13 protein-coding genes are annotated in these 19,769 nt (G+C 68.1%); 6 read left to right on the top strand and 7 right to left on the bottom strand.

Annotated elements, in window-relative coordinates:
* Positions 1-73 precede the first annotated feature (73 nt).
* Positions 74-1,693, bottom strand: coding sequence for a murein biosynthesis integral membrane protein MurJ (gene murJ / locus ACU6WY_RS15140; protein WP_483820434.1), 1,620 nt, complete (start codon positions 1,691-1,693; stop codon positions 74-76).
* Positions 1,690-3,879: a DUF6049 family protein gene (locus ACU6WY_RS15135; RefSeq protein ID WP_483820433.1), complete on the bottom strand. Its 2,190-nt coding sequence runs from the start codon at positions 3,877-3,879 to the stop codon at positions 1,690-1,692. Before ACU6WY_RS15135 ends, murJ begins: the two co-directional genes overlap by 4 nt.
* A 68-nt stretch (positions 3,880-3,947) precedes the next feature.
* Between ACU6WY_RS15135 and ACU6WY_RS15130 the strand changes: the two genes are divergently transcribed.
* Together ACU6WY_RS15130 and ACU6WY_RS15125 are read left to right on the top strand one after the other, a co-directional pair.
* Positions 3,948-5,462 (top strand): DUF7059 domain-containing protein, encoded by a 1,515-nt coding sequence (locus ACU6WY_RS15130; protein ID WP_483820432.1) that lies wholly within the window; start codon positions 3,948-3,950, stop codon positions 5,460-5,462.
* Positions 5,463-5,529: 67 nt separating this feature from the next.
* Positions 5,530-6,957 (top strand): CCA tRNA nucleotidyltransferase, encoded by a 1,428-nt coding sequence (locus ACU6WY_RS15125; RefSeq protein WP_483820431.1) that lies wholly within the window; start codon positions 5,530-5,532, stop codon positions 6,955-6,957.
* A gap of 256 nt (positions 6,958-7,213) precedes the next feature.
* Here ACU6WY_RS15125 and ACU6WY_RS15120 read toward each other — a convergent pair whose 3' ends face one another.
* The gene (locus ACU6WY_RS15120) at positions 7,214-8,248 is read right to left on the bottom strand and encodes an NAD(P)-dependent alcohol dehydrogenase (RefSeq protein ID WP_483820430.1); all 1,035 of its coding nucleotides are present in this window, start codon (positions 8,246-8,248) and stop codon (positions 7,214-7,216) included.
* Positions 8,249-8,637: 389 nt separating this feature from the next.
* Between ACU6WY_RS15120 and ACU6WY_RS15115 the strand changes: the two genes are divergently transcribed.
* From ACU6WY_RS15115 to ACU6WY_RS15100, 4 genes are all read left to right on the top strand, one after another.
* A complete protein-coding gene (locus ACU6WY_RS15115) occupies positions 8,638-9,945 on the top strand; it encodes a GAF domain-containing protein (RefSeq protein WP_483820429.1) in 1,308 nt (435 codons plus the stop codon).
* Between the two features lie 28 nt (positions 9,946-9,973).
* Entirely contained in the window at positions 9,974-10,498 is a 525-nt protein-coding gene (locus ACU6WY_RS15110) for a hypothetical protein (protein ID WP_483820428.1), read from the top strand.
* Positions 10,499-10,790: 292 nt separating this feature from the next.
* The gene (gene exaC, locus ACU6WY_RS15105; protein WP_483820427.1) at positions 10,791-12,341 is read left to right on the top strand and encodes an acetaldehyde dehydrogenase ExaC; all 1,551 of its coding nucleotides are present in this window, start codon (positions 10,791-10,793) and stop codon (positions 12,339-12,341) included.
* A 207-nt stretch (positions 12,342-12,548) separates the two neighbouring features.
* Complete coding sequence (locus ACU6WY_RS15100) at positions 12,549-12,938, top strand: DUF779 domain-containing protein (protein ID WP_483820426.1); 390 nt, start codon at positions 12,549-12,551, stop codon at positions 12,936-12,938.
* A 78-nt stretch (positions 12,939-13,016) separates the two neighbouring features.
* Here the strand turns inward: ACU6WY_RS15100 and ACU6WY_RS15095 are convergent, their stop codons facing one another.
* The 4 genes from ACU6WY_RS15095 to ACU6WY_RS15080 form a co-directional block, all read right to left on the bottom strand.
* Positions 13,017-13,844 carry a hypothetical protein gene (locus ACU6WY_RS15095; RefSeq protein WP_483820425.1) on the bottom strand — a complete coding sequence of 276 codons (828 nt, stop codon included), beginning with the start codon at positions 13,842-13,844 and terminating at the stop codon, positions 13,017-13,019.
* A complete protein-coding gene (locus tag ACU6WY_RS15090; protein ID WP_483820424.1) occupies positions 13,841-15,496 on the bottom strand; it encodes an AAA family ATPase in 1,656 nt (551 codons plus the stop codon). The genes ACU6WY_RS15095 and ACU6WY_RS15090 overlap by 4 nt, the downstream gene beginning before the upstream one ends.
* A 480-nt stretch (positions 15,497-15,976) precedes the next feature.
* A protein-coding gene (locus ACU6WY_RS15085; RefSeq protein ID WP_483820423.1) for an IS3 family transposase occupies positions 15,977-17,214 on the bottom strand; the annotation gives its coding sequence in 2 pieces (ribosomal slippage) (positions 15,977-16,929 and positions 16,929-17,214; 1,239 coding nt in all).
* Between the two features lie 100 nt (positions 17,215-17,314).
* Positions 17,315-19,735 carry a S8 family peptidase gene (locus tag ACU6WY_RS15080; protein WP_483820422.1) on the bottom strand — a complete coding sequence of 807 codons (2,421 nt, stop codon included), beginning with the start codon at positions 19,733-19,735 and terminating at the stop codon, positions 17,315-17,317.
* Positions 19,736-19,769 lie beyond the last annotated feature (34 nt).

The following is a 19,769-nucleotide window of genomic DNA, read 5'->3' as shown; positions in this document are numbered from 1 at the left end:
TAGCGCGTTCCCTTCGTTGATTCCGTCGGATGAAACCCATGCTAGCCCCGCGGTATTCCGCCAGGCCGGGCGTTCAGCGCTTGGGCAGGAACCGTCGCCCGAGAGCGAGCGCCGGGGCGAGTTCGGGCGTGCGCAGGAGGGCGAGGATGCCGAGGTAGACCACCAGCACGACCCCTCCGATGAGAGCGGCGCCGAGCGCGCCGGTGAGACGGTCGGCGGCGAGCCATCCCTGGGGTCCTCCGCACAGCAGCACCACGCCCCAGCCTGCCGCAGCGGCCGGGAGGGCGACGAGGGCGAAGCGCACGAGCGGCACGAGCCAGTCCCGGATGCCGATGCCGCCGAGGCGGCGGTTCAGGATCGCCGTTGCGATGACCACCTGCACCACGCTCGCGAGCGACTGGCCCAGGGCGACCGCGGCCGCGAGCTGGGTGACGGGGAGGATGCCGGCATCCAGGGCCCAGGCTGCGGCGAGAGCGGTCAGCGCGACCAGGGCGCCCTGCACGAGCGTGAAGAAGAAGGGCGTGCGGGTGTCGTTGTAGGCGTAGAACGTGCGCTGGATGACGAACAGCACCGCGAGCGGCAGCAGGCACACGAGGAAGCACAGGAGCACGGGCGCGGCGGCCAGGGCTTCGTCGGCGCCGTTCGTGAAGACGCGGGTGGCCGGGACCGCGGCCACGACGAGAGCGGCGGTGGCCACGACGATGAACAGGCCGAGGACCCGGATGCTGCGGACGATGTCGGCGCGCACCTCGTCGTCGCGTCCGGCGGTGGCGTGCTCGCTCAACTGCGTGAAGTAGGGCGTTCCGATCGAGAGCACGATGATCGAGTACGGGAGCATGAACACCAGCCACGCGTTCTGCGAGGCGAGAACGGCGGGACCGTCGCCGGATGCCTCGAACAGCACGCGCGTCTGCACGATGCCGGCCACCTGCCCGACGATCACCATGAGGAACGTCCAGCCCGCGAGCCGGCCGATGTGCCGCAGACCCACTCCACGCCAGTGGAAGTCGGGGCGCAGCTGCAGCCCGGCGCGTCGCCAGAAGACCAGCAGCACGACCGTCTGCAGCACGATGCCGCCCGTGGCGACACCGCCGAGGAGCGCGATCATCGGGGGCGTCCACTGCGTGACGGCCGGGCTCGGGCCGCCGAAGATCAGCAGGAAGAGGCCGAATCCGAGGAGAGAGACGATGTTGTTGACGATCGGCGCCCACGTGTACGGGCCGAACACCCGACGCGCGTTGAGGATTTCGCCGAGCAGCGCGTACAGACCGTAGAAGAACACCTGCGGCAGGCACCAGTAGGCGAACGCGGTGGCGAGGGCGACCTGATCGGGCTGGGCGGTCGCGGGCGTGTACAGCGCGACGATCCACGGTGCCGCGATCATCGCCAGGGCCGTGGTGACGAGCAGGATCACCGTGCCGAGTGTGAACAGCTTCGACACGAACGCCCGGCCGCCGTCGGCGTGCGTCGCGGCTTTCACGATCTGCGGCACGATCACCGCCGTGAGCACGCCCGTGGAGATGACCGTGTAGATGTTGTTCGGCAGCGAGTTGGCGAGGCCGAAGGCGTCACCCGCGGTGCTGCCGACCGATCCGACGATCGCCACGAGCACCACGATGCGCAGCAGGCCCGTCACCCGCGAGACGATCGTGCCGGCTCCGATGAGGACGCTCGCGCGGCCGATACTGCTCACGGGCGGGGCTCCTGCTCGGTGGGGGACGTGTCTTCGCGCGGCGCGGGCGGGGTGGCATCCGGTGTCGAATCGGCCGTGGCGGCCTCGGCCCGCGCGCGGCGCCGACCGGCGATCGTGCGAAGCACCCCCACGCTCAGGAACACCACCACCAGCGCGATGATGACGATCAGCCCGATGCTCTCCCACTCGGCGCGCACCTCGACCCGCACGTTCTGGCGCGCCCCGACCGGTTCACCGGAGGGTCCGTAGAGCTGCAGGGCCACGTCGACCTCGCCGTTGGCGATGCGGGCCTCGACGGGCACCTCGACGCGCGTGTTGGCCGAGGCCTGGGCCTCGACGGGGGTGTTCGCCTGCACGCGCAGGCGCGCATCGTCGGGCAGTGTCCGCAGCGTCACCGTGATGGGCCACGGCAGGTCGTTGCGCACCCACGGGCGCAGGGGGGCACTGGAGCTGACGAGTCGGAAGTCCGACGACAGGATGCCGACGGCGTCGAGCGTCGTGCGGGTGGCGGCGCGGTGGTCGGCCACGGCCTGCCGGGCGGCCTCCCCCGTCCACGCGACGTTGAGCACCTGGAGCACTTCGGCGCGCTCGCGTCCGGTGAGGAGCTCGGGCTGGTCGAGGATCGTCGCGAACCGGTCGATCACCTGCTCGTCCGCGAGGAGATCGCCGACATCGGTCACGCGGGCCGCATCGACCTCCGCGTTCTCGAGCGCGATCTCGGCGGGGGCGGCCGTGTTCAGCGCGGCCAGCGTCGACGGGACATAGCCGGGGGCGGATGCCAGGGCCCCCAGGGTTGCGCGCAGGCTCACGCGCGAGCGGTCGATGCCGCGGTCGAGCACGACGAGGACGGGTCGATCGGCGCTGCCCGTGCGCGCGAAGGCGAGGTGACCGGAGGCGGCCGCGAGGGCGGCTCCGCGCTGCGCCGCGTCGTTCTCGCCGGCGGCGGTGGTGAGCGCTCGCGAGATCTCGGCGTCGTACACCGGGGTCGAGACTCCGCCCACAGTGGCCCCGGCCGTGGCCACCCCGCCCGCGACGTTCACGGACGACAGCAGCACCCGCGCCGGGGCGGTGTCGGTGCCCTGCGCGCCCAGGTCGGCCACGACGGTGGCGTCGCCGGATCCCGACGCGGGCCAGAACACGGTGCCGGTGGTGCGCCCGATGTCGAGCAGCGCGGTGAGATCGGGGAAGGCGGGCTGACCCGGCTCCGCGGAGGCAGCCGGGCTCGGGCTGGTCGCCGGCACCGGCTGCGTGAAGTCGGATGCCGACATGTACGACAGCAGTGACGTCGGGGTGAGGGGCGCGGTGAGCCCCGCGTGGATCTGTGCCGCGAGGTCGGCGTCGCCGAACTGCAGCGCGAACCGGTCGTTGGGGAGGGCGAGCAGCCGCTCCAGCCACGCGACCGCGGTGGGGGGTGCCGAAGATCCCAGCACGCGGATCGCGGCGGGGACGGCGGGGTCGATCGCGAGGGTGGCGGTCGTCCCGACGACGGCGTCGAGCTGGGCCGACAGGGCGCCGTCGACCGCGGTGAGCTCGGCGAGGTCGCTCGCGGTGAGGAGGCCCTGTGTGCGGGGGGCGGCGGTGATGGGCACGACGAGCGCGAGCGGGGTGGCGGCGCCGTCGGCGGGAATCACCACGACGGTCGGGGTCGACAGGCCCGCTTCCCCGTCCGCGCTCGCGAGAAGCGGGTACACGCCCGGGCCGCGGCCGGCCAGGGCGGGGTCGGTCGCCGCCACCGAGAACGACACCGAGGTCTGTGCGGTGGGGGCCGTGGCATCCAGGGTTCCGGTGGCGATCTGCTGCATCGTCACGCCTGACGCGTCGCCACCGATCCACCGCGTCAGGGCGGCGTCGTCGGCCAGCGGGGCGGTGCCGATCGCGAGGTCGGCCGCGGCGGCGGGCACGGTCGAGCTGCCGGGATTGGTCAGCGTCGCGAGCACCGAGAGGGGCTCCCCGGGGCGCAGGATGCCGTTGCCGGCGGGGGCCGCAGCCAGTGACGGCGTCGCGGCGCTGGCGCTGGGCGAGGGGCTCGGCGTGGCCGCGGTGGCCGCGACGGCGGGGACCGCCAGGGCGGCCGCGGCGAGGGTCGCCAGGAACCGGCGCGTCAGAGAGCGCCGCGGCACGGGTGAGCCCGGAGGCAGGGAGGTCACGGTCATACGAGCGTCGGTGGAGGCGAGGGGGCCTCGCACCGCGATGAGTCTAGGCCCGCCTCCCTCCGAGCCCCCCGATAGCCTCGCGCAGACGATTGAATGGACCGGTGCTCCCCGAACCCGATGCCGCCCTCTGCCGTGCCCTCGCCGACGATCTGCGTTCCGCGGGGTTCTTCGGTGCCGCGCTGCGCGATGCCTGGGGTGAGAGCGCCGACGACGCGGTCGCCCGGGGACTGCGTGAGCCCGCGATCCGGGCGCTGTCGGGGCGGAACGACGCGCTCGCGGTCCTCGGCCGCTTGTGGGGTCTCGGGCTCGCGGTGCCGCTGGCCGAGGCGGAGGCGGCGCTGCCGTCGCTGAGGGTCGCCGGAGCCGTCTCCCTGGGGCTGGCTGCGGTGGACGGCGAGCGGGTCTCGGCTACCGCGCTCGTGCGCCCGCAGGCGTTGGCCGACGCCGACGGTGAGGTGGAGTGGTGGATCGCCAGCGACCTCGACGAGGCAGCGCTGGGTGGCCCCCTCCCCGAAGACCACGTCCTCGGCGTGGGCGGGGCATCGCAGACGCTCGCCCGACTGCAGCTCACCTGGCGTGCCGACGTCGCCCTCGACCTCGGGACGGGGTGTGGCATCCAGGCTCTGCGTCTGCGGCGGCTGGTCTCGCGCGTGATCGCGACCGACATCTCCGAGCGCGCGCTGCGGTTCACCCGCCTCAACGCGCTGCTGAACGACGTCGACGGGATCGAGACGCGCCTCGGCTCGCTCTTCGACCCCGTCGCGGGTGACACGTTCGACCGGGTGGCATCTAATCCCCCGTTCGTGATCACCCCGCGCGTCGCGGGCGTGCCGGCGTACGAGTACCGCGACGGCGGGATGGAGGGCGACGCGCTCGTGGCCTCCGTCATTTCGGGCGTCGGGGCGCACCTCGCGCCCGGCGGTGTCGCGCAGTCGCTCGGCAACTGGGAGTACCGCGGCGACGAATCGGGGCTCGACCGCGTGAAGGCGTGGGTGGGGCCGTCGCTCGACGCGTGGGTGATCGAGCGCGAGGTGCTCGACCCGCTCGCCTACGCCGAGCTGTGGGTGCGCGACGGCGGCACCGTGCCCGGTACCCCCGCCTACGCGCGGCTCATCGACGCGTGGCTCGACGACTTCGAGCGGCGCGGCGTCACCGGCATCGGCTTCGGATACGTGCTGCTGCGCCGCCCGCTGGCCGGGGCACCCACGCTCGCGCGGTACGAGCGGGTCGCGGGCGGCGGCGAGGGAGGCTTCGGTCCACACCTCGCGGCCTGCCTCGAGAACCACGACCGCGTCGCCCTGCTCGACGATGAGGGGCTGGCATCCGCCGTTCTGCGCGTGGCACCCGACGTCACCGAGGCCCGCCACCACCGCCCGGGTGAAGAAGCACCGTCGGTCATCGAACTGCGGCAGGGCGGGGGCTTTGCGCGCACGGTCGAGGTCGACTCGGCGCTCGCGGCCCTCGTCGGGGCGTGTGACGGCGATCTGCCCGTCGGCGCGTTGGTCGACGCGATCGCGCAGCTGTTGGAGGTGGATGCCACCGAGCTCCGCGCCGATGTGCTGCCGCGGGTGCGCGAACTCGTCGCGACCGGATTCCTGACGTTCGCCGACGCGTAGAGGGCGTGGGGTCGGGCGCGGGCGCGGGCGCGGGGCCCGGGGAGCGGTCCCGGTTAGGCTCGAAGGCATGCTGAACATGGCCGAGGGTGTCGCGCGCCTCGGTGAGCTCGCCGAGCACCCCGTCGTCTCGACGCTCGCTCGCGTGTTCGCCGACGCCGGTCGCGACCTCGCGATCGTCGGCGGTCCGGTGCGCGACGCGCTGCTCGGCCGCACGACCCACGACTTCGATTTCACGACCGACGCGCGCCCCGACGAGATTCTGGCGCTGGTGAAGCCCGTGTCGTCGGTGCAGTGGGACGTCGGCCGCGCCTTTGGCACGATCGGCGCCAAGGTGCAGGGCGAGCAGGTCGAGATCACCACGTACCGCGCCGACAGCTACGACGGCGTCACGCGCAAGCCGACGGTCGAGTTCGGCGACACGCTCGAGGCCGATCTCACGCGGCGCGACTTCACCGTCAACGCGATGGCGCTGCGGGTTCCCGCCCGCACGCTCGTCGACCCCACCGGCGGCGTCGACGACCTCCTCGCGCAGCGCCTGCGCACCCCCATCGACCCGGCCGTCAGCTTCGGCGACGATCCGCTGCGCATGCTGCGCGCGGCCCGGTTCTCGTCGCAGCTCGACTTCGCCGTCGACCCCGAGACCCTGGATGCCATCGCCGAACTGCGCGCAACCCTCGGCATCGTGAGCCCCGAACGCGTGCAGTCCGAGCTCGTGCGGCTGCTCCAGACGGATGACCCGGTGCGTGGCATCCGGGTTCTCGTCGAGACGGGGCTGATCGACGAATTCCTGCCCGAGATCCCGGCGCTGCGCCTCGAGGTCGACGAGCACCACCACCACAAAGACGTCTACGAGCACTCGCTCACGGTGCTGCGCCAGGCGATCGCGCTTGAGAAACAGCGCAACCCGGATGCCGCGCCCGATGTGCCGCTGCGCCTGGCGGCGCTCCTGCACGACATCGGCAAGCCCGCCACCCGGCGCCTCGAGCCCGGCGGCGGCGTGACCTTCCACCACCACGACGTCAAGGGCGCCCGCATGGCGCGCAAGCGCCTGCAGGCGCTGCGCTTCGACGCCGCCACGACGACCGTGGTGTCGCGGCTCGTCGAACTGCACCTGCGCTTCTTCGGCTACGCCGAGGGGGCGTGGACGGATGCCGCCGTCCGCCGTTACGTCCGCGACGCCGGCGACGAGCTCGAACGCCTGCACATCCTCACGCGGGCCGACGTGACCACGCGCAACAAGCGCAAGGCGCAGCGCCTGGCATCCGCCTACGACGACATCGAAGACCGCATCGTCGCCCTGCGCGAGCAGGAGGAGATCGACGCGATCCGCCCCGAGATCGACGGCAACCGCATCCAGGAGATCCTGGGGCTGAAGCCCGGCCGAGAGGTGGGCGAGGCGTATCGCTTCCTCCTCGACCTGCGCCTTGACGAGGGCGTGCTCGGCGAGGATGAGGCCGAGAAGCGGCTTCGCGAGTGGTGGGCCGCGCGGGGCTGAGCCGCGTTTCTTGGGGCGCGTAGTTCCCCCGTGCCGCCGGGTTTGGGGCGCGTAATTCCGTTTGGGGCGTGGGAATCCGCGCCCCAAACGCACAAACGCGCCCCAAACGTGGCGATCCGGCACGCAAACGTGGAGGGGGTGGCATCCACTCGCGGATGCCACCCCCTCCACGCCCTGGCCGGTTTGGGGCGCGAAACGTGCAGTGGGGCGGTCATTGCGCGCCCCAGTGCACGGATCGCGCCCCGAACGCCCCGGCTTACGGAACGACGACCGCGCGCCCGCGCACCTCGCCGTGGTGGAGGCGCTGGTAGGCCTCGACGGCGGAGTCGATGTCGTACTTCTCGACGTGCACGCCGACGGCGCCGCTGCGGGCGAGGTCGAGCACCTCGATCAGCTCGCTGCGGGTGCCCCAGTACGGCGCGCGCACGGCGGCGCCCATCGGCGTCGAGAAGAAGCCGGCGGGCAGGGTGCCCCCACCGATGCCGACGATGTGTATGAAGCTGTTGACCGCCGCGACCTCGCGGGCCAGGTCGATCGTGGGCTGCGCGCCGACGAAGTCGAACACCGCCGAGGCGCCGAGGCCGCCGGTGAGCTCGCGGATGCGCTCGGCGGCGTGCTCGTCGGAAGTCACCGTGTGGTGTGCGCCGACCTCGCGGGCGAGGGCGAGCTTGTCTTCGCTGAGGTCGACCGCGATGACGGTGGCCTGCGTGATCGCGCGGAGGATCTGCACGCCCACGTGTCCGAGACCGCCGACGCCGATCACGACGGCCGTGGCACCGGGGTACAGCTTCTCTTTGGCGGCGACGATCGCGTGGTACGGGGTGAGTCCGGCATCCGTCAGCGACACCGTTTCGACGGGGTCGAGGTCACCGAGCGGAACGAGGTGGCGCGGGTCGTCGATGATGACGTACTCGGCCATCGCGCCGGGGCTGCCGAGTCCGGGAGGGGTGATGCCCATCTCGGCGGCGTAGGGGCAGTAGTTCTCGGCGCCGCTGGCGCACGCGTGGCAGCGCCCGCAGCCCCAGGGGCCGTAGATGGCGTATGCGGCGCCGATCTCGACGCCCTCGACACCCTCGCCGAGCTCGTCGACGACGCCGGCGCCCTCGTGGCCGAGGGTCAGGGGGAGGCCGTAGGTGTACTGCTCCTCGGGCAGGTCCATCAGGAACCAGTCGGAGTGGCACAGGCCGGCAGCCGTCACCTTCAGGCGCACCTGACCGGGGCCGGGGTGCGGGTCTTCGATTTCGACGACCTCGGGTCCTTTGCCGATCTCGCGGTATTGCACAGCCTTCATGGCATCCCTTTCTGTCGGGGTTCGGGTACTTCCACGCTCCTCCCGCCGTGGGGGCGTGTCGAGGGGGGTGGCGGCGTTTTTCCGGGATGGGAACGGCTCTCATCAGGGGGTCCAGATCGTCGAGCGGATGCCAAGCCCGACACGCCGATGCGAGCGCGCTGATTCGCCTGCTGCGGCGCGTTTCGCCTCGTGCGGGGAGCCCCCTCGCCCGGTTCGGGGCGCGGAACGTGCACCGGGGCGGTCGATGTGCGCCCCACTGCACGGATCGCGCCCCGAACCCGCGGCGCCACTGCACGGATCGCGCCCCGAATCCGTGGCCGGGACGCCCCACGGCCTCGACCCCGCGACCTACACTGAAACCGACCACCGTCACCGCCGATGGGAGTCCCGTGCCTTCTCCGTGGTCGCGACCGGCCATCTCCCCCGAGACCTCGGGGTTGCTCATCGCGCGCGCCCACGACGAACTCCTCGCCGGCAACGACGACCCGCGACTCGCCGACGTGCGGGCCCTCGTGCGGGAATCGTGGCGGCGGTCGCTGGCATCCCTCGTCGGACCCGAGGGCCTCCCCTCCCTCGACCTCGCCTCGGAAGAACTTGAGGCGTATCGCCGCGCGCACCCGCTCGCTGGCGTCATGGACATGGTCCGGGCGCTGCTGCTGCCCGGGTCGGCCGAGGATTCCGGCGTCGTGGTGGCCGTGGGCGACGCGGCCGGACGCCTGCTCTGGGTCGAGGGCGACCGGCGGGTCCGCACCCTCACCGGCGACATGGGCTTCGTCGCGGGGGCGAACTGGGCGGAGGATGCCGTGGGCACCTCGGCCCCGGGAACGGCCATCGCGCTCGACCGGTCGGTGCAGATCCGCGGCGCGGAGCACTTCAACCGGCACGTGCAGCCGTGGTCGTGCACCGCGGCGCCCGTGCACGATCCCGAGACGCGGCGGTTGCTCGGCGTGATCGACGTCACGGGAGGCCCCGAGGCCGTGACTCCCCAGGCCCAGTTGCTCGTGGATGCCACGGCCCGCGCGATCGAGAGCGAGATCCTCGTCGCGCGACTCCGTGCGCAGCAGAACCCCCCGCCGCGTCGACCGAAACGCTCCCCCGGCACGCGCGCGGTGCTCCGGATCCTCGGCCGGGACCGGGCGCTGCTGGAGGTGTCGGGCGAGACCGGGGAGTCGGTGGTCGAGCTCGGCGCCCGCCACGCCGAGATCCTGCTGCTCCTGGCCGTGCACCGCGAGGGCATGTCGGCCGAGGTGCTGAGCGAAGCCGTCTACGGGCACCCGGCGACCGAGACGCTGCGACCCGAGATGGTGCGGCTGCGGCGCGTGCTCGCGCCCCTCGCGCCCGGGCTCGTGCCGGCATCCCGCCCGTATCGGCTGCCCGACGGTCTCGAGACCGACGCGCAGCAGGTGCTGTCGCTGCTCGATCGCGGGGCGCACCGCGTGGCCCTCGCCGCGTATCGCGGGCCGGTGTTGCCCGATTCGGTGGCGCCCGGGGTGGTCGAGGTGCGCGAGTCGGTGCGTCAGGCGCTGCGCGAAGCGCTCATCGAGGAGGCGGGGGTCGACGTGCTGCTCGCGTACGCCGAGACCGCCGACGCGCGCGACGACGGGGAGCTGCTGCGGCTGTGCCTCGAGATGCTGCCGGCCCGCTCCCCGAAGCGCGCCGGACTCGTCGCCCGGATCGAGCGCCTCGAAGGGGACTGATGTCGGAGGCCCTGGTTACGCTGGCTGCATGGACGAACAGACGCTCGACATCTTCTCGGCTGCTCGCGCGCGGCGCGACGTGGGGCGCATCCGCGAGGCTCTCGCCGAGGTGAAGGCCGGCGACATCGCCCGCGTGATCGTCCGCTCGCCCCGCTACGGGCTCTACGCGCTCGAGGGCACCGTGCGTATCGGCGTGGGCGGCCAGCCGCTCGTCGGCGATGTCATCCTCGCGACCAGCGCCGAGATCCAGCGCATCGACCTCGGCATCCCTGCCCCCGCGGCCGCCCTGTCGGCCGACGTCGTCGACCCCTCGACGCTCCCCCACGGAACGCCCGTGCGCGTGACCTTCCTCACGCCCACGCACAACACGTTCGCCGTCACCGGTCCGATCACCGCGGGCAACGACCGCTTCCTCCTCGTCGGCAGCTGGATCGTCGCCGACGACCGCGTGATCGCCCCGCGCGTGCAGAGCATCGAGCGTCTCGACGACGTCGACCTGCACGAGGTCAACGTCCCGCCGCTGCGGTCAGTGCTGGCCGACGCCGACGCGTAAGCGCACGACAGAAGGGATGCCGCGGCCTCAGGGTCGCGGCATCCGTCGTTCCGCGCGGTGCGCCCCCGCGGTGCGGCCCCTCGGCGCCGCCCCGCGGGCGCCCCTCGGCGCCGAGAACACACGATCCGGTCGAGAGCACACGTTACGGTCGGCCCCAACGTGTGCTTTCGACCCGAACGTGTGCTTTCGCGGTCCCGACCCATGCAACCGGATGCAACCTCCCCCGGCGTACCGTCGGCGCATCGCCGCCCCAAGGCCGTTGCGGCGTTCATGACCGTCGAAGGAGACACGCATGACCATCGTCGAAGAAGGCGTTTCCAGCGTCTACGCCGCCCCCGGAACGCGGGGAGCCGTCGCCGAGTATCGCTCGCGGTACGGGCACTACATCGGTGGCGAATGGGTCGAGCCGCACAGCGGTGAGTACTTCGAAGACATCACTCCCGTCACCGGCAAGCCGTTCTGCGAGGTGGCGCGCGGCGACGCCGCCGACATCGACCGGGCAGTGGATGCCGCGTGGACGGCGTTCGCATCGTGGAAGAAGACCACGGCCGCCGAGCGCAGCGTCATCCTGAACAAGATCGCCGACCGCATCGAAGAGAACCTCGAGAAGATCGCCGTCGCCGAGACGTGGGAGAACGGCAAGCCGGTGCGCGAGACGCTCGCGGCCGACATTCCGTTGACCGTCGACCACTTCCGCTACTTCGCAGGTGTGCTGCGGGCGCAGGAGGGGTCGCTCAGCCAGCTCGATGAGAACACCGTCGCGTACCACTTCAACGAGCCGCTCGGTGTGGTGGCCCAGATCATCCCGTGGAACTTTCCGATCCTCATGGCCGCGTGGAAGCTCGCTCCCGCGCTCGCGGCGGGCAACTGCGTCGTGATCAAGCCGGCCGAGCAGACGCCGGCATCCCTGCTGTTCCTGTTCGACATCATCGGCGACCTGCTGCCGGCCGGGGTCGTGAACATCGTCAACGGTTTCGGTATCGAGGCGGGGGCGCCGCTGGCGCAGCACAAGCGCGTCCGCAAGGTCGCTTTCACGGGTGAGACCACGACGGGGCGCCTGATCATGCAGTACGCGTCGCAGAACCTCATCCCGGTGACGCTCGAACTCGGAGGCAAGAGCCCGAACCTCTTCTTCGAAGACGTCGCGCGGGCCACCGACGACGCCTACTACGACAAGGCGCTCGAGGGCTTCACGCTCTTCGCCCTCAACCAGGGCGAGGTGTGCACGTGCCCGTCGCGGGCGCTGATCCAGCGGTCGATCTACGACCAGTTCCTCGGCGACGGCCTCGCGCGCGTCGGCAAGGTGAAGCAGGGCAACCCGCTCGACCCCGAGACGATGATCGGCGCACAGGCCTCGAACGACCAGCTCGAGAAGATCCTGTCGTACATCGAGATCGGCAAGGCCGGCGGTGCGAAGCTGCTCACCGGCGGCGAGCGGGTCGACCTCGGCGGCGACCTGTCGGGCGGCTACTACGTGCAGCCGACGGTGTTCGAGGGCACGAACGACATGCGCATCTTCCAGGAGGAGATCTTCGGCCCCGTGCTCTCGGTCACGTCGTTCGACGACTTCGACGACGCGATCTCGATCGCGAACGACACCCTCTACGGCCTCGGCGCCGGCGTGTGGAGCCGCAACGGCGACACCGCCTACCGCGCGGGCCGGGCGATCGAGGCCGGACGCGTGTGGACGAACACCTACCACCAGTACCCCGCGCACGCCGCGTTCGGCGGGTACAAGCAGTCGGGCATCGGCCGCGAGAACCACCTCAAGATGCTCGACCACTACCAGCAGACGAAGAACCTGCTCGTGTCGTACGCCGAAGGCGCGATGGGCTTCTTCTAAGCCACAGAGCCGGGGTCGTGGCGGCGACCCCGGCCCTCGTGACCCCCGGATCCTGTCCGGGGGTCACACCCGTTTGATCGGTGACCCGCCGAGCGCCGCGCCCCTTGTCCCACTTATGGCGGGTTTGCGGCGAGCTCGTCCCACTTATGGCGGGTTGGCCAGCCTTCTGCCAGCACATTTTGGGACATGAACCGAAAGGAGTGGGACATGACGACCCAGCTCTCACGCGTCGACGTGACGGATGCCGCGGCCGCGCTGCTGCGCGACCTGACGGCGAAGCACGGCCCGCTGATGTTCCACCAGTCGGGCGGCTGCTGCGACGGCAGCTCCCCCATGTGTTACCCCGTGGGGATGTTCCTCACCGGCCCGAGCGACGTGCACCTCGGCTCGATCGACGTCGGCCTCGACGACCCGATCGAGGTGTACATGTCGGAGTCGCAGTTCGAGTACTGGAAGTTCACGCACCTCACGATCGACGTGGTGCCGGGGCGTGGGGCCGGGTTCTCGGTGGAGGGGCCGACGGGGATGCGGTTCTTGATTCGGTCTCGGATGTTGACGGAGGAGGAGGCGGGGGCGTTCGGGGTGGTGGGGATGTAAGTGTCCAAGTGCGGGGGTGCCCGCGGCTCGCGGCTGACGTACTCCGACGGCTACAGCCGCCCATCGGCCGATGGCGGTCTAGTTGGAAATCGGTTGTCTGGCCGCCCACTCTGTCAATGCCGAGGCGAGCATGCCCTGAGTCGCACACTCGATCATCTCAAGGCCGGCCTTGCGCGCCGCCTTATCTGCCTGTTCCCATACGGCATGCGAAACTCTGCCGGTGATGCAGACGGCAACATCACGAGTAGCGTCGAGCCCGGACCAACGCTCGTCGATATTTCGTGGTGGTTTCGACTTCTCAGAGGCTATCCAATTCACGTCACTGGCCTGCAACCCAAAGGTAGATTCCAACATGGCGGTCGCGCTTGCTGTAGGGGAGCCGCCGACGAGGTGTAGCCGACGCTTCCGGAACTTTGACTTTATTGCCTCTGCCCTAAGCGCCGAGGGTTCCTGTTGCGGGTCGAAGATAAGTTCAACTGAGCGGGCGCCAATACAGACAGCAGACTCGGTTGGGTCCCAATACCGCCCATCGCTTAGTATTGCGTCCAAGGAATCGCCGTGGGCGGTCGCATCGAAGACAATGCATAGTCTCGCGTCCACTTCACCCAAGTATTCAGGCCGGATCTCCTCGTCAGTAGGTTCACGGTCACCATTGGAAACTCTGGTAAGGATGCTTTGGAGAGCGACCTGGCATTCACGCGCGAATCTTGGCGGCCCGAAGTTAATTCTTTGTTCTGGATAACCGAGCTTTTCGAGGCGCGCGATGACCCAATGAAAAGATTCAAGACCCAGTTCGACTCTATTCACTTCACCCAGGAGCACGACTCTCTTCCAGAACTCTTCCTCGTCGGCGCAGGTGCAGGTCGTTGGAGCGATTAAGAGGTGAGGATCTGTGAGGGTCGTCATGCTTCAGACTTGTCACGTCGACTTGTTATCGCGCGAACGATTGCGCGCGAGTCCTGCTCTTGGGAATCAAAGAATCCGTTGGGCCATTCGTCGAGATTGCCCAGGTCCGAAATTCGCAATTCTCGAACCTCGGTTCCTTCCGCGAGTGGCTCAGCGAATAGCACGTGAACTCGACGTCTAGAAACGCGCCGGTCTGCCACCCTGCGCCGCACTCTCGTGATCAGATACTCGCTGTGTGTCTCAACGATTATGCCTAAATCCTTGCGGGCAAATAGTAGGAAGTCGCCTAGTCGGGACTGAACTGAAGGATGGAGGTGTAGCTCCGGCTGTTCGAGGAGCACCAGCGATTGTGGTGGCGCGTCAAGAACGATGGCTATCACCGGTAGCAACTGACTGGCGCCAACGCCAACCATCGTGAGATCTCGGTCTACACCGTTTACGTTTACGCGCAGGCCCCGACCCAGTTTTCCTTGGTCTTCAACGGTGACTGCCTCACCTATGCCCAGGTATGACGCCCACAGTCCTACCGCGGTTGTCAGATCAGAGGTGCGCTCGTTTCCGTCCCAGTCCCGGTATTTCACTGGGCTTGTTCGGTTTGAAAGTAGCTCTGCCGTAAGTTCGCCTCTCACACCGACCGGCGTCGTGCGAGACCGTGGTCCGATTTTCGATACGACCTGAGGCTCTTCTCTCAAAGGACCCAGGTATCGAACTGACTGAGAAACTTTCGTTAGGACGTCATTTGCCGAAAGGAGTGCATTGAAAGCTGTCGATATCGCGGGAATCGTCAAAGATACATATCGTGCCGGAATACGTCGATACGAGTTTGCGATGCCAGGCCGGACGGGAATCGGCTGCCAGGTTCCATCTTCGGATCTATCGGCGAGCGCACGGAGCAGAATTTCGATGTCGGCATTGGACAATGTAGATCTTGATTCATCGATGAACAGAGAGCCGCCGACAACAGCTCTTGCCGCGTCGCTAAGCGCTCCTGCTTCTCTCTCCACCTGAGTCCGGTAAAAATTGGCGAAGATGAGCTCGGTGAATTGATTCGCAATGTCGTGATCCCTGAGGTTCGCGCGAGAGAACGTGCGACGAAGCTCGCGCAATGTTGTTTTCCCGTCGACTCGGGGGTGGAGCGCGACGGGTAGAAGGCCATTGAATGTGACGTAGGTGTGGGCGGGCGCCGGGTCGCCGTTGACCTCCCGGACCCTGAGGATTGTGTCTCCGTGCGCACGATCGCTATCGACTTGGGTGTGCGCACGCTCGGTTACCCTGGTGTCGCTTGCAAGGAATATGGGTGCACCCTCTCGGGTCACCACGCACTCGGAGACCTTCAGGCCATCGGTCGTGGGGCGAAGTGTTAACTCGACGAGCCACTCGACGCCTTCTGACCCGCTGCGTGATCGGGCTGTGCACGCTACGGCGAGGTTGGGCTTTCCGCTCTTGACGACGTCGCGAGGCACACCGAGTCTCACTAGGTTGCCATTGAGGGTGACCTCCTGGTCGCCCGTTTGCGCCATGAGAAGGAGGCTCTGCAGGAGGCTGGACTTTCCGGAGCTGTTCGCCCCCGCTAAGGCCACAAGTCCCGTCAGAGGAGTCTCGGCGAAGTCAATCGCTTTGAAGTTCCGAACAGACCACGACAGTGGCTGCATAATTCCGGGACGGTTTGGGCGCGCGTCTCCTTCTGCCACGGCAGTCCAATCTTTGTAGTCGCTTCGAACATCATGCCATCGGGGGACGCTGGTGCTCTCCTTGTGGGGACGTCGCAGAGACCGGTGCCGAGGACGCGAGTCGGATGGACCCAGGCGGGAGGTCTGATTACCTTTTGAAGGTTCGTCTAAGGCTGTGAGCCTCCCCGCTCACAATCTTGCCCAGCTTTCACTGGTGTTCTTAGGTTTCTGGAGGCCTATCCATCGCGCCGGAATGCTGTCGAGCTCGTGCAAAACGGCTCGCCGCTCGTCGACAAAGCTGGGGCATCGTGCCGCCCTTGTGGGGTCAATGGGTGCCGGGGCCGCATCGCGGCACGTGACGCTCGCCTCGCCGACAATGTGGACACGGCTTGCCGACCGCATCTGTGGCGGTGGCAGGGCAGGGTGAAGTCGTGTGGCCGTGAATCGGCCTGACTTTCGTTCCTATCGGGAGCCTTGTCCGGCCGGTGCCGGATTGGCTGATTCTTGGTCAGCGTAGTACGCCGTCTCGACCTCGGCGGGGGTGCGCATGTCGAGCTCACCGTGGAGGCGGGAGTTGTTCCACCACCACACCCATTCGAGGGTCGCGAGCTCGACCTGCTCGACGGTGCGCCATGGGCCGCGCTGGCGGATGAGCTCGGTCTTGAAGAAGTTGTTCACCGCCTCCGCCATCGCGTTATCAAACGAGTCGCCGACGGTTCCGGTTGAGGGGACGGCGCCGAGTTCGACGATCCGGTCGGTGTAGACCATCGCGGTGTAGTTCGACCCGTGATCCGCATGATGGACCAGCCCGTCCAGGCGCCCGCCGACGTTCCACGCGGCCATGTCCAGCGCCTGCATCGGCAGGATTTCCGACCGCAGCGTCGACGCAACATTCCAGCCGACGATGCGTCTCGAGTAGACGTCGGTGACGAACGCGACGTAAGCGAAGCCGGACCACGTGGCGACATAGGTCACGTCGCAGACCCAGAGCCGCCGCGGCGCACGCGCAGTGAAGCGTCTGTTCACGAGATCGCTCGGCAGAACCGCGGTCTTGTTGGGGCGGGTGGTGAACATTCGCTTGGACTTGCGGACGCCTCGGACGCCCGCGAGCCGCATCAGCCGTTCCGTCTGGTCGCGACCGATCTCCCACCCTTGCCGGCGCATGAGGGCATGCATCTTCCGGCGCCCGTAGACGCCGTAGTTCTCCGCATGCAACCGCGCGACCTCCGGTGCCAGCAGCTCATCTTTCAGCTGCCGGGCCGACGGCGCTCGAACGAGGGCGGCGCGGTAGCCGCGGGAGGTGAGGAATCCCTGGACTGCGGGTCGGAGAACCCGGCAGATGAGCTCGACCCCGAAACGATCCCGGTACTCGTTGATGAACCGGACCATCGCGGTCAGGGGCGGTCGAGCTCCTTCGCGAAAAACACGCTCGCAGCCTTGAGGATCTCATTCGCCTTCCGCAACTCCGAGACCTCCTTCTCGAGCTGCTTGATGCGCTGCGCTGCTTCGGTCGTGACCCCAGGCTTAGCGCCCGCATCCACCTCCGCTTGACGTTGCCACAACCGCAACGTCTCCGGGCTCATCCCCAACAGCCCCGCCACATGCCGCGCGGCGCTCATCAACGTCAGGTGCGACGGTCGCGTCTCCGCGAGCATCCGCAACGCCCGCTCACGCATCTCCGGCGAGTACTTCCTGTTCATCGAGTTCCATCCTTGCTTGAAGAACGGAACGAAAGTCAGGCCGATTCACTCGATGGTTCTAGCCGAGTTCCCGGCCCGGGACCGGCCCGCAACCACGGTCTCAGGTACCGACGCGTCCCCTGACCTCAGTGGCAACCCGAGTCCGCAGTCCTGCGCGAACCTCATCGTGTACGGCCACCGTGCTGCCCACCCGGGTTTCAATCGACACAACCAGTCCATACCTGACCGATTTTCCGCGGCGGAGCGTCGCGCCATCCTTCATGCAATCGATGTGCAAGGTGAGCGACTCATCATCGGTGAAAACAAGTGCGCGGTCGCCTTCGATGATTTCGTGTTGACATGACCCACGGCGCGCGGCGTGATAGTCCGCTTCGCGTCGGTCGCCAAGAGCGAACCGCTTCTCCGGCGCATCGAAGAAGACCTTGGTTCCGCGATATCGGGTGAGGGCTCCAGAGGTGGGCGCGAAGTAGGCGAGCGTCACGGTCAGCCGGTGCCATTCGGCTTGGCGTCGAAGCGAGGGTGGGAGAGGAATGTCGTACGTGTGGCGCTGATCTCGTTCGATGGAGCCGCCCGCGATGAGTGTCGCTCTTTGGGCGAGGTCGCGGTCGATTCGGTCCGAGTTGAGGACGCCGTATCCCAGGAGTGCGGTGAGTTCCTTCCGCGCCTTGAGGGCGTCCATACTCAGGACGCGCCGAAGCTGCGAGTTGCCGTCCCCCCACTCGCTTGCGTGTACCAGGAGCGCCTTCACGAGGACCGGATGGTAGAGCGCATCGGGGAATGCCGGGTCGCCCGTCGACGCACCTTCCTCCAGCAGGTCGAACAACAGGCTTGCTTCACGGGTAATGAGTGCGGTCGCGTTGCTCGTGCCAAACGTAAAGACGGAGTTGTCGAGGCTTCCGCCGACTCCTGGTGCGGCGACCTTCACCCCCGGACCGGTGGCGCGTGATGGGATGATTCTCACCCGCTGCTCGTTTTCTCCGGGAACCTGAACTGGTCTCGCGTAGAGTGCCCGTCCGCCGGTGTGGTGAATTTCGGGCTTCACGGATCGACCAACTCCCGGGCCTACGCCTCCGTAGAAGGCCGGGAGGCCCGCGATTGCAAGGTCCCATGCGGTCGCGGGAACGTCGATGTCGCCGGCGCCGTCCGCGTGCGTGGCACCGACCGTCAGTGCGTTTAGCGAGTCGCCTGGTGGGAGAATTCCACGAACGCGGGCGGACGCCTTCGCTGATCTCAGCGCTTCCGCTCTGACCCGATCTAGATCCTGTGCGTCTTCAGCGGTAATCGTCAACTCATGCGGATGGTTACCGGCGCTCACGACAAACAGAACGTTGTACTCAAGCGAAAGCCAGTCGAGCAGCCTGCCAGCGGCGCTCATGCGGCGGACAAATGCCCGAGTTTCGGCTCCGATGGAGAGGTTGAAGACGCGGACACTCGGCGCCGCAGCGGGTCGGCCGTTCTCGCCTTCGATGACACGTTTGACGGCTCGGTGCAGTAGATCAGGAAACAGCACGTCGCCGACGACCCGCTCGCTGTTGGAAAGGAACTCGTGTGGTCGCAGGATCGGCCGGACGTACAAGGGTCGGTCCAGCGGGCCAGATGAGTTCGATAGATCGCCGTGGAGTATTAGCGAAGCCATCGAGGTGCCGTGGTGCCTGGCAGACAAAGAGTAGGCCTGAGTGAGATCGTCGGGATCATCTACGATCAGTCGCCCCTGAAGGACGGTGTGGTTCTCAACCGGCAATCCATCTAGCAGCGCAATGCGAGGTAGCGCCTGCGTCGGGGCGGGCTCGGGTCTGACGGTGATCGGTCCGGCCTCCGCCTCCGCCGGCCCGACGCTCATCGGCTCGAACGGGGAGACGAACATCACATCATCCATGCCGAGCAGCCGAATCGCGCCCGCTCCATCGCGGAGCACGGACTCAACCTCCTGCGACGGCAACTCCGCGAGGATGGCGTGGTATCCGATCTCGGGGATCTCGGCGGAACTAACGATCCGTCCGCCCGAGTCAGCAATGATCGCTCGAACGTGAGCGTCCGCCTCGCGACGATTTGCTGAGTCTTGCCGGTACCAAAGCTCGACCTCGACCCGAACCGGGCTACTCGACTGACCTACAACCTCGAGCCTTTCGCGCCACGCATCGAGCAGGCCGGTCTCGCGGATGCGGTCCTCAGGTCCCCACCGCCGAATGGTGCGGAGCTGGCTGAAAGCGGATCGGAATTTGGCCAGGCCACGATCGAAGACCATGTCTGGCTCTGTGACCCACTGATCGAACAGTCGAACAAGCTGGCGTACAGCCTCGCTATTGGACATCACAAGGTAGAGCGATCGGCCGACCTTATCGTCGGGGCGGTCCTCGCCCGACGACGACATGTGAAAGTCGTCGTCTGCATCGGTTTCGTCCTCAGGGAGCTCGGCCAAGAACTCGAGACCATCGATGTGAGCGATCGCGTTCTTGAAGTCCTGCACGCTGCCGGCGAGGTCGAACACCACGACAAGTTCTGGGTCGATCTCGTCTGCCACGTCCGCGGTCAGCTCCGCACGACGATGCTCGAAC

The organism is Microbacterium sp. ZW3a (assembly GCF_057167165.1).
Note: the sequence above shows the minus strand (reverse complement) of the source record. Positions and strands in the feature narration are given on the sequence as shown.

Excerpts from the sequence above, each read along its gene's own strand:
- ACU6WY_RS15125 (WP_483820431.1), top strand. The coding sequence starts at position 5,530 with ATGCTGAACATGGCCGAGGGTGTCGCGCGCCTCGGTGAGCTCGCCGAG.
- ACU6WY_RS15120 (WP_483820430.1), bottom strand. The coding sequence starts at position 8,248 with ATGAAGGCTGTGCAATACCGCGAGATCGGCAAAGGACCCGAGGTCGTC.
- ACU6WY_RS15110 (WP_483820428.1), top strand. The coding sequence starts at position 9,974 with ATGGACGAACAGACGCTCGACATCTTCTCGGCTGCTCGCGCGCGGCGC.
- exaC (WP_483820427.1), top strand. The coding sequence starts at position 10,791 with ATGACCATCGTCGAAGAAGGCGTTTCCAGCGTCTACGCCGCCCCCGGA.
- ACU6WY_RS15100 (WP_483820426.1), top strand. The coding sequence starts at position 12,549 with ATGACGACCCAGCTCTCACGCGTCGACGTGACGGATGCCGCGGCCGCG.
- ACU6WY_RS15095 (WP_483820425.1), bottom strand. The coding sequence starts at position 13,844 with ATGACGACCCTCACAGATCCTCACCTCTTAATCGCTCCAACGACCTGC.
- ACU6WY_RS15090 (WP_483820424.1), bottom strand. The coding sequence starts at position 15,496 with ATGCAGCCACTGTCGTGGTCTGTTCGGAACTTCAAAGCGATTGACTTC.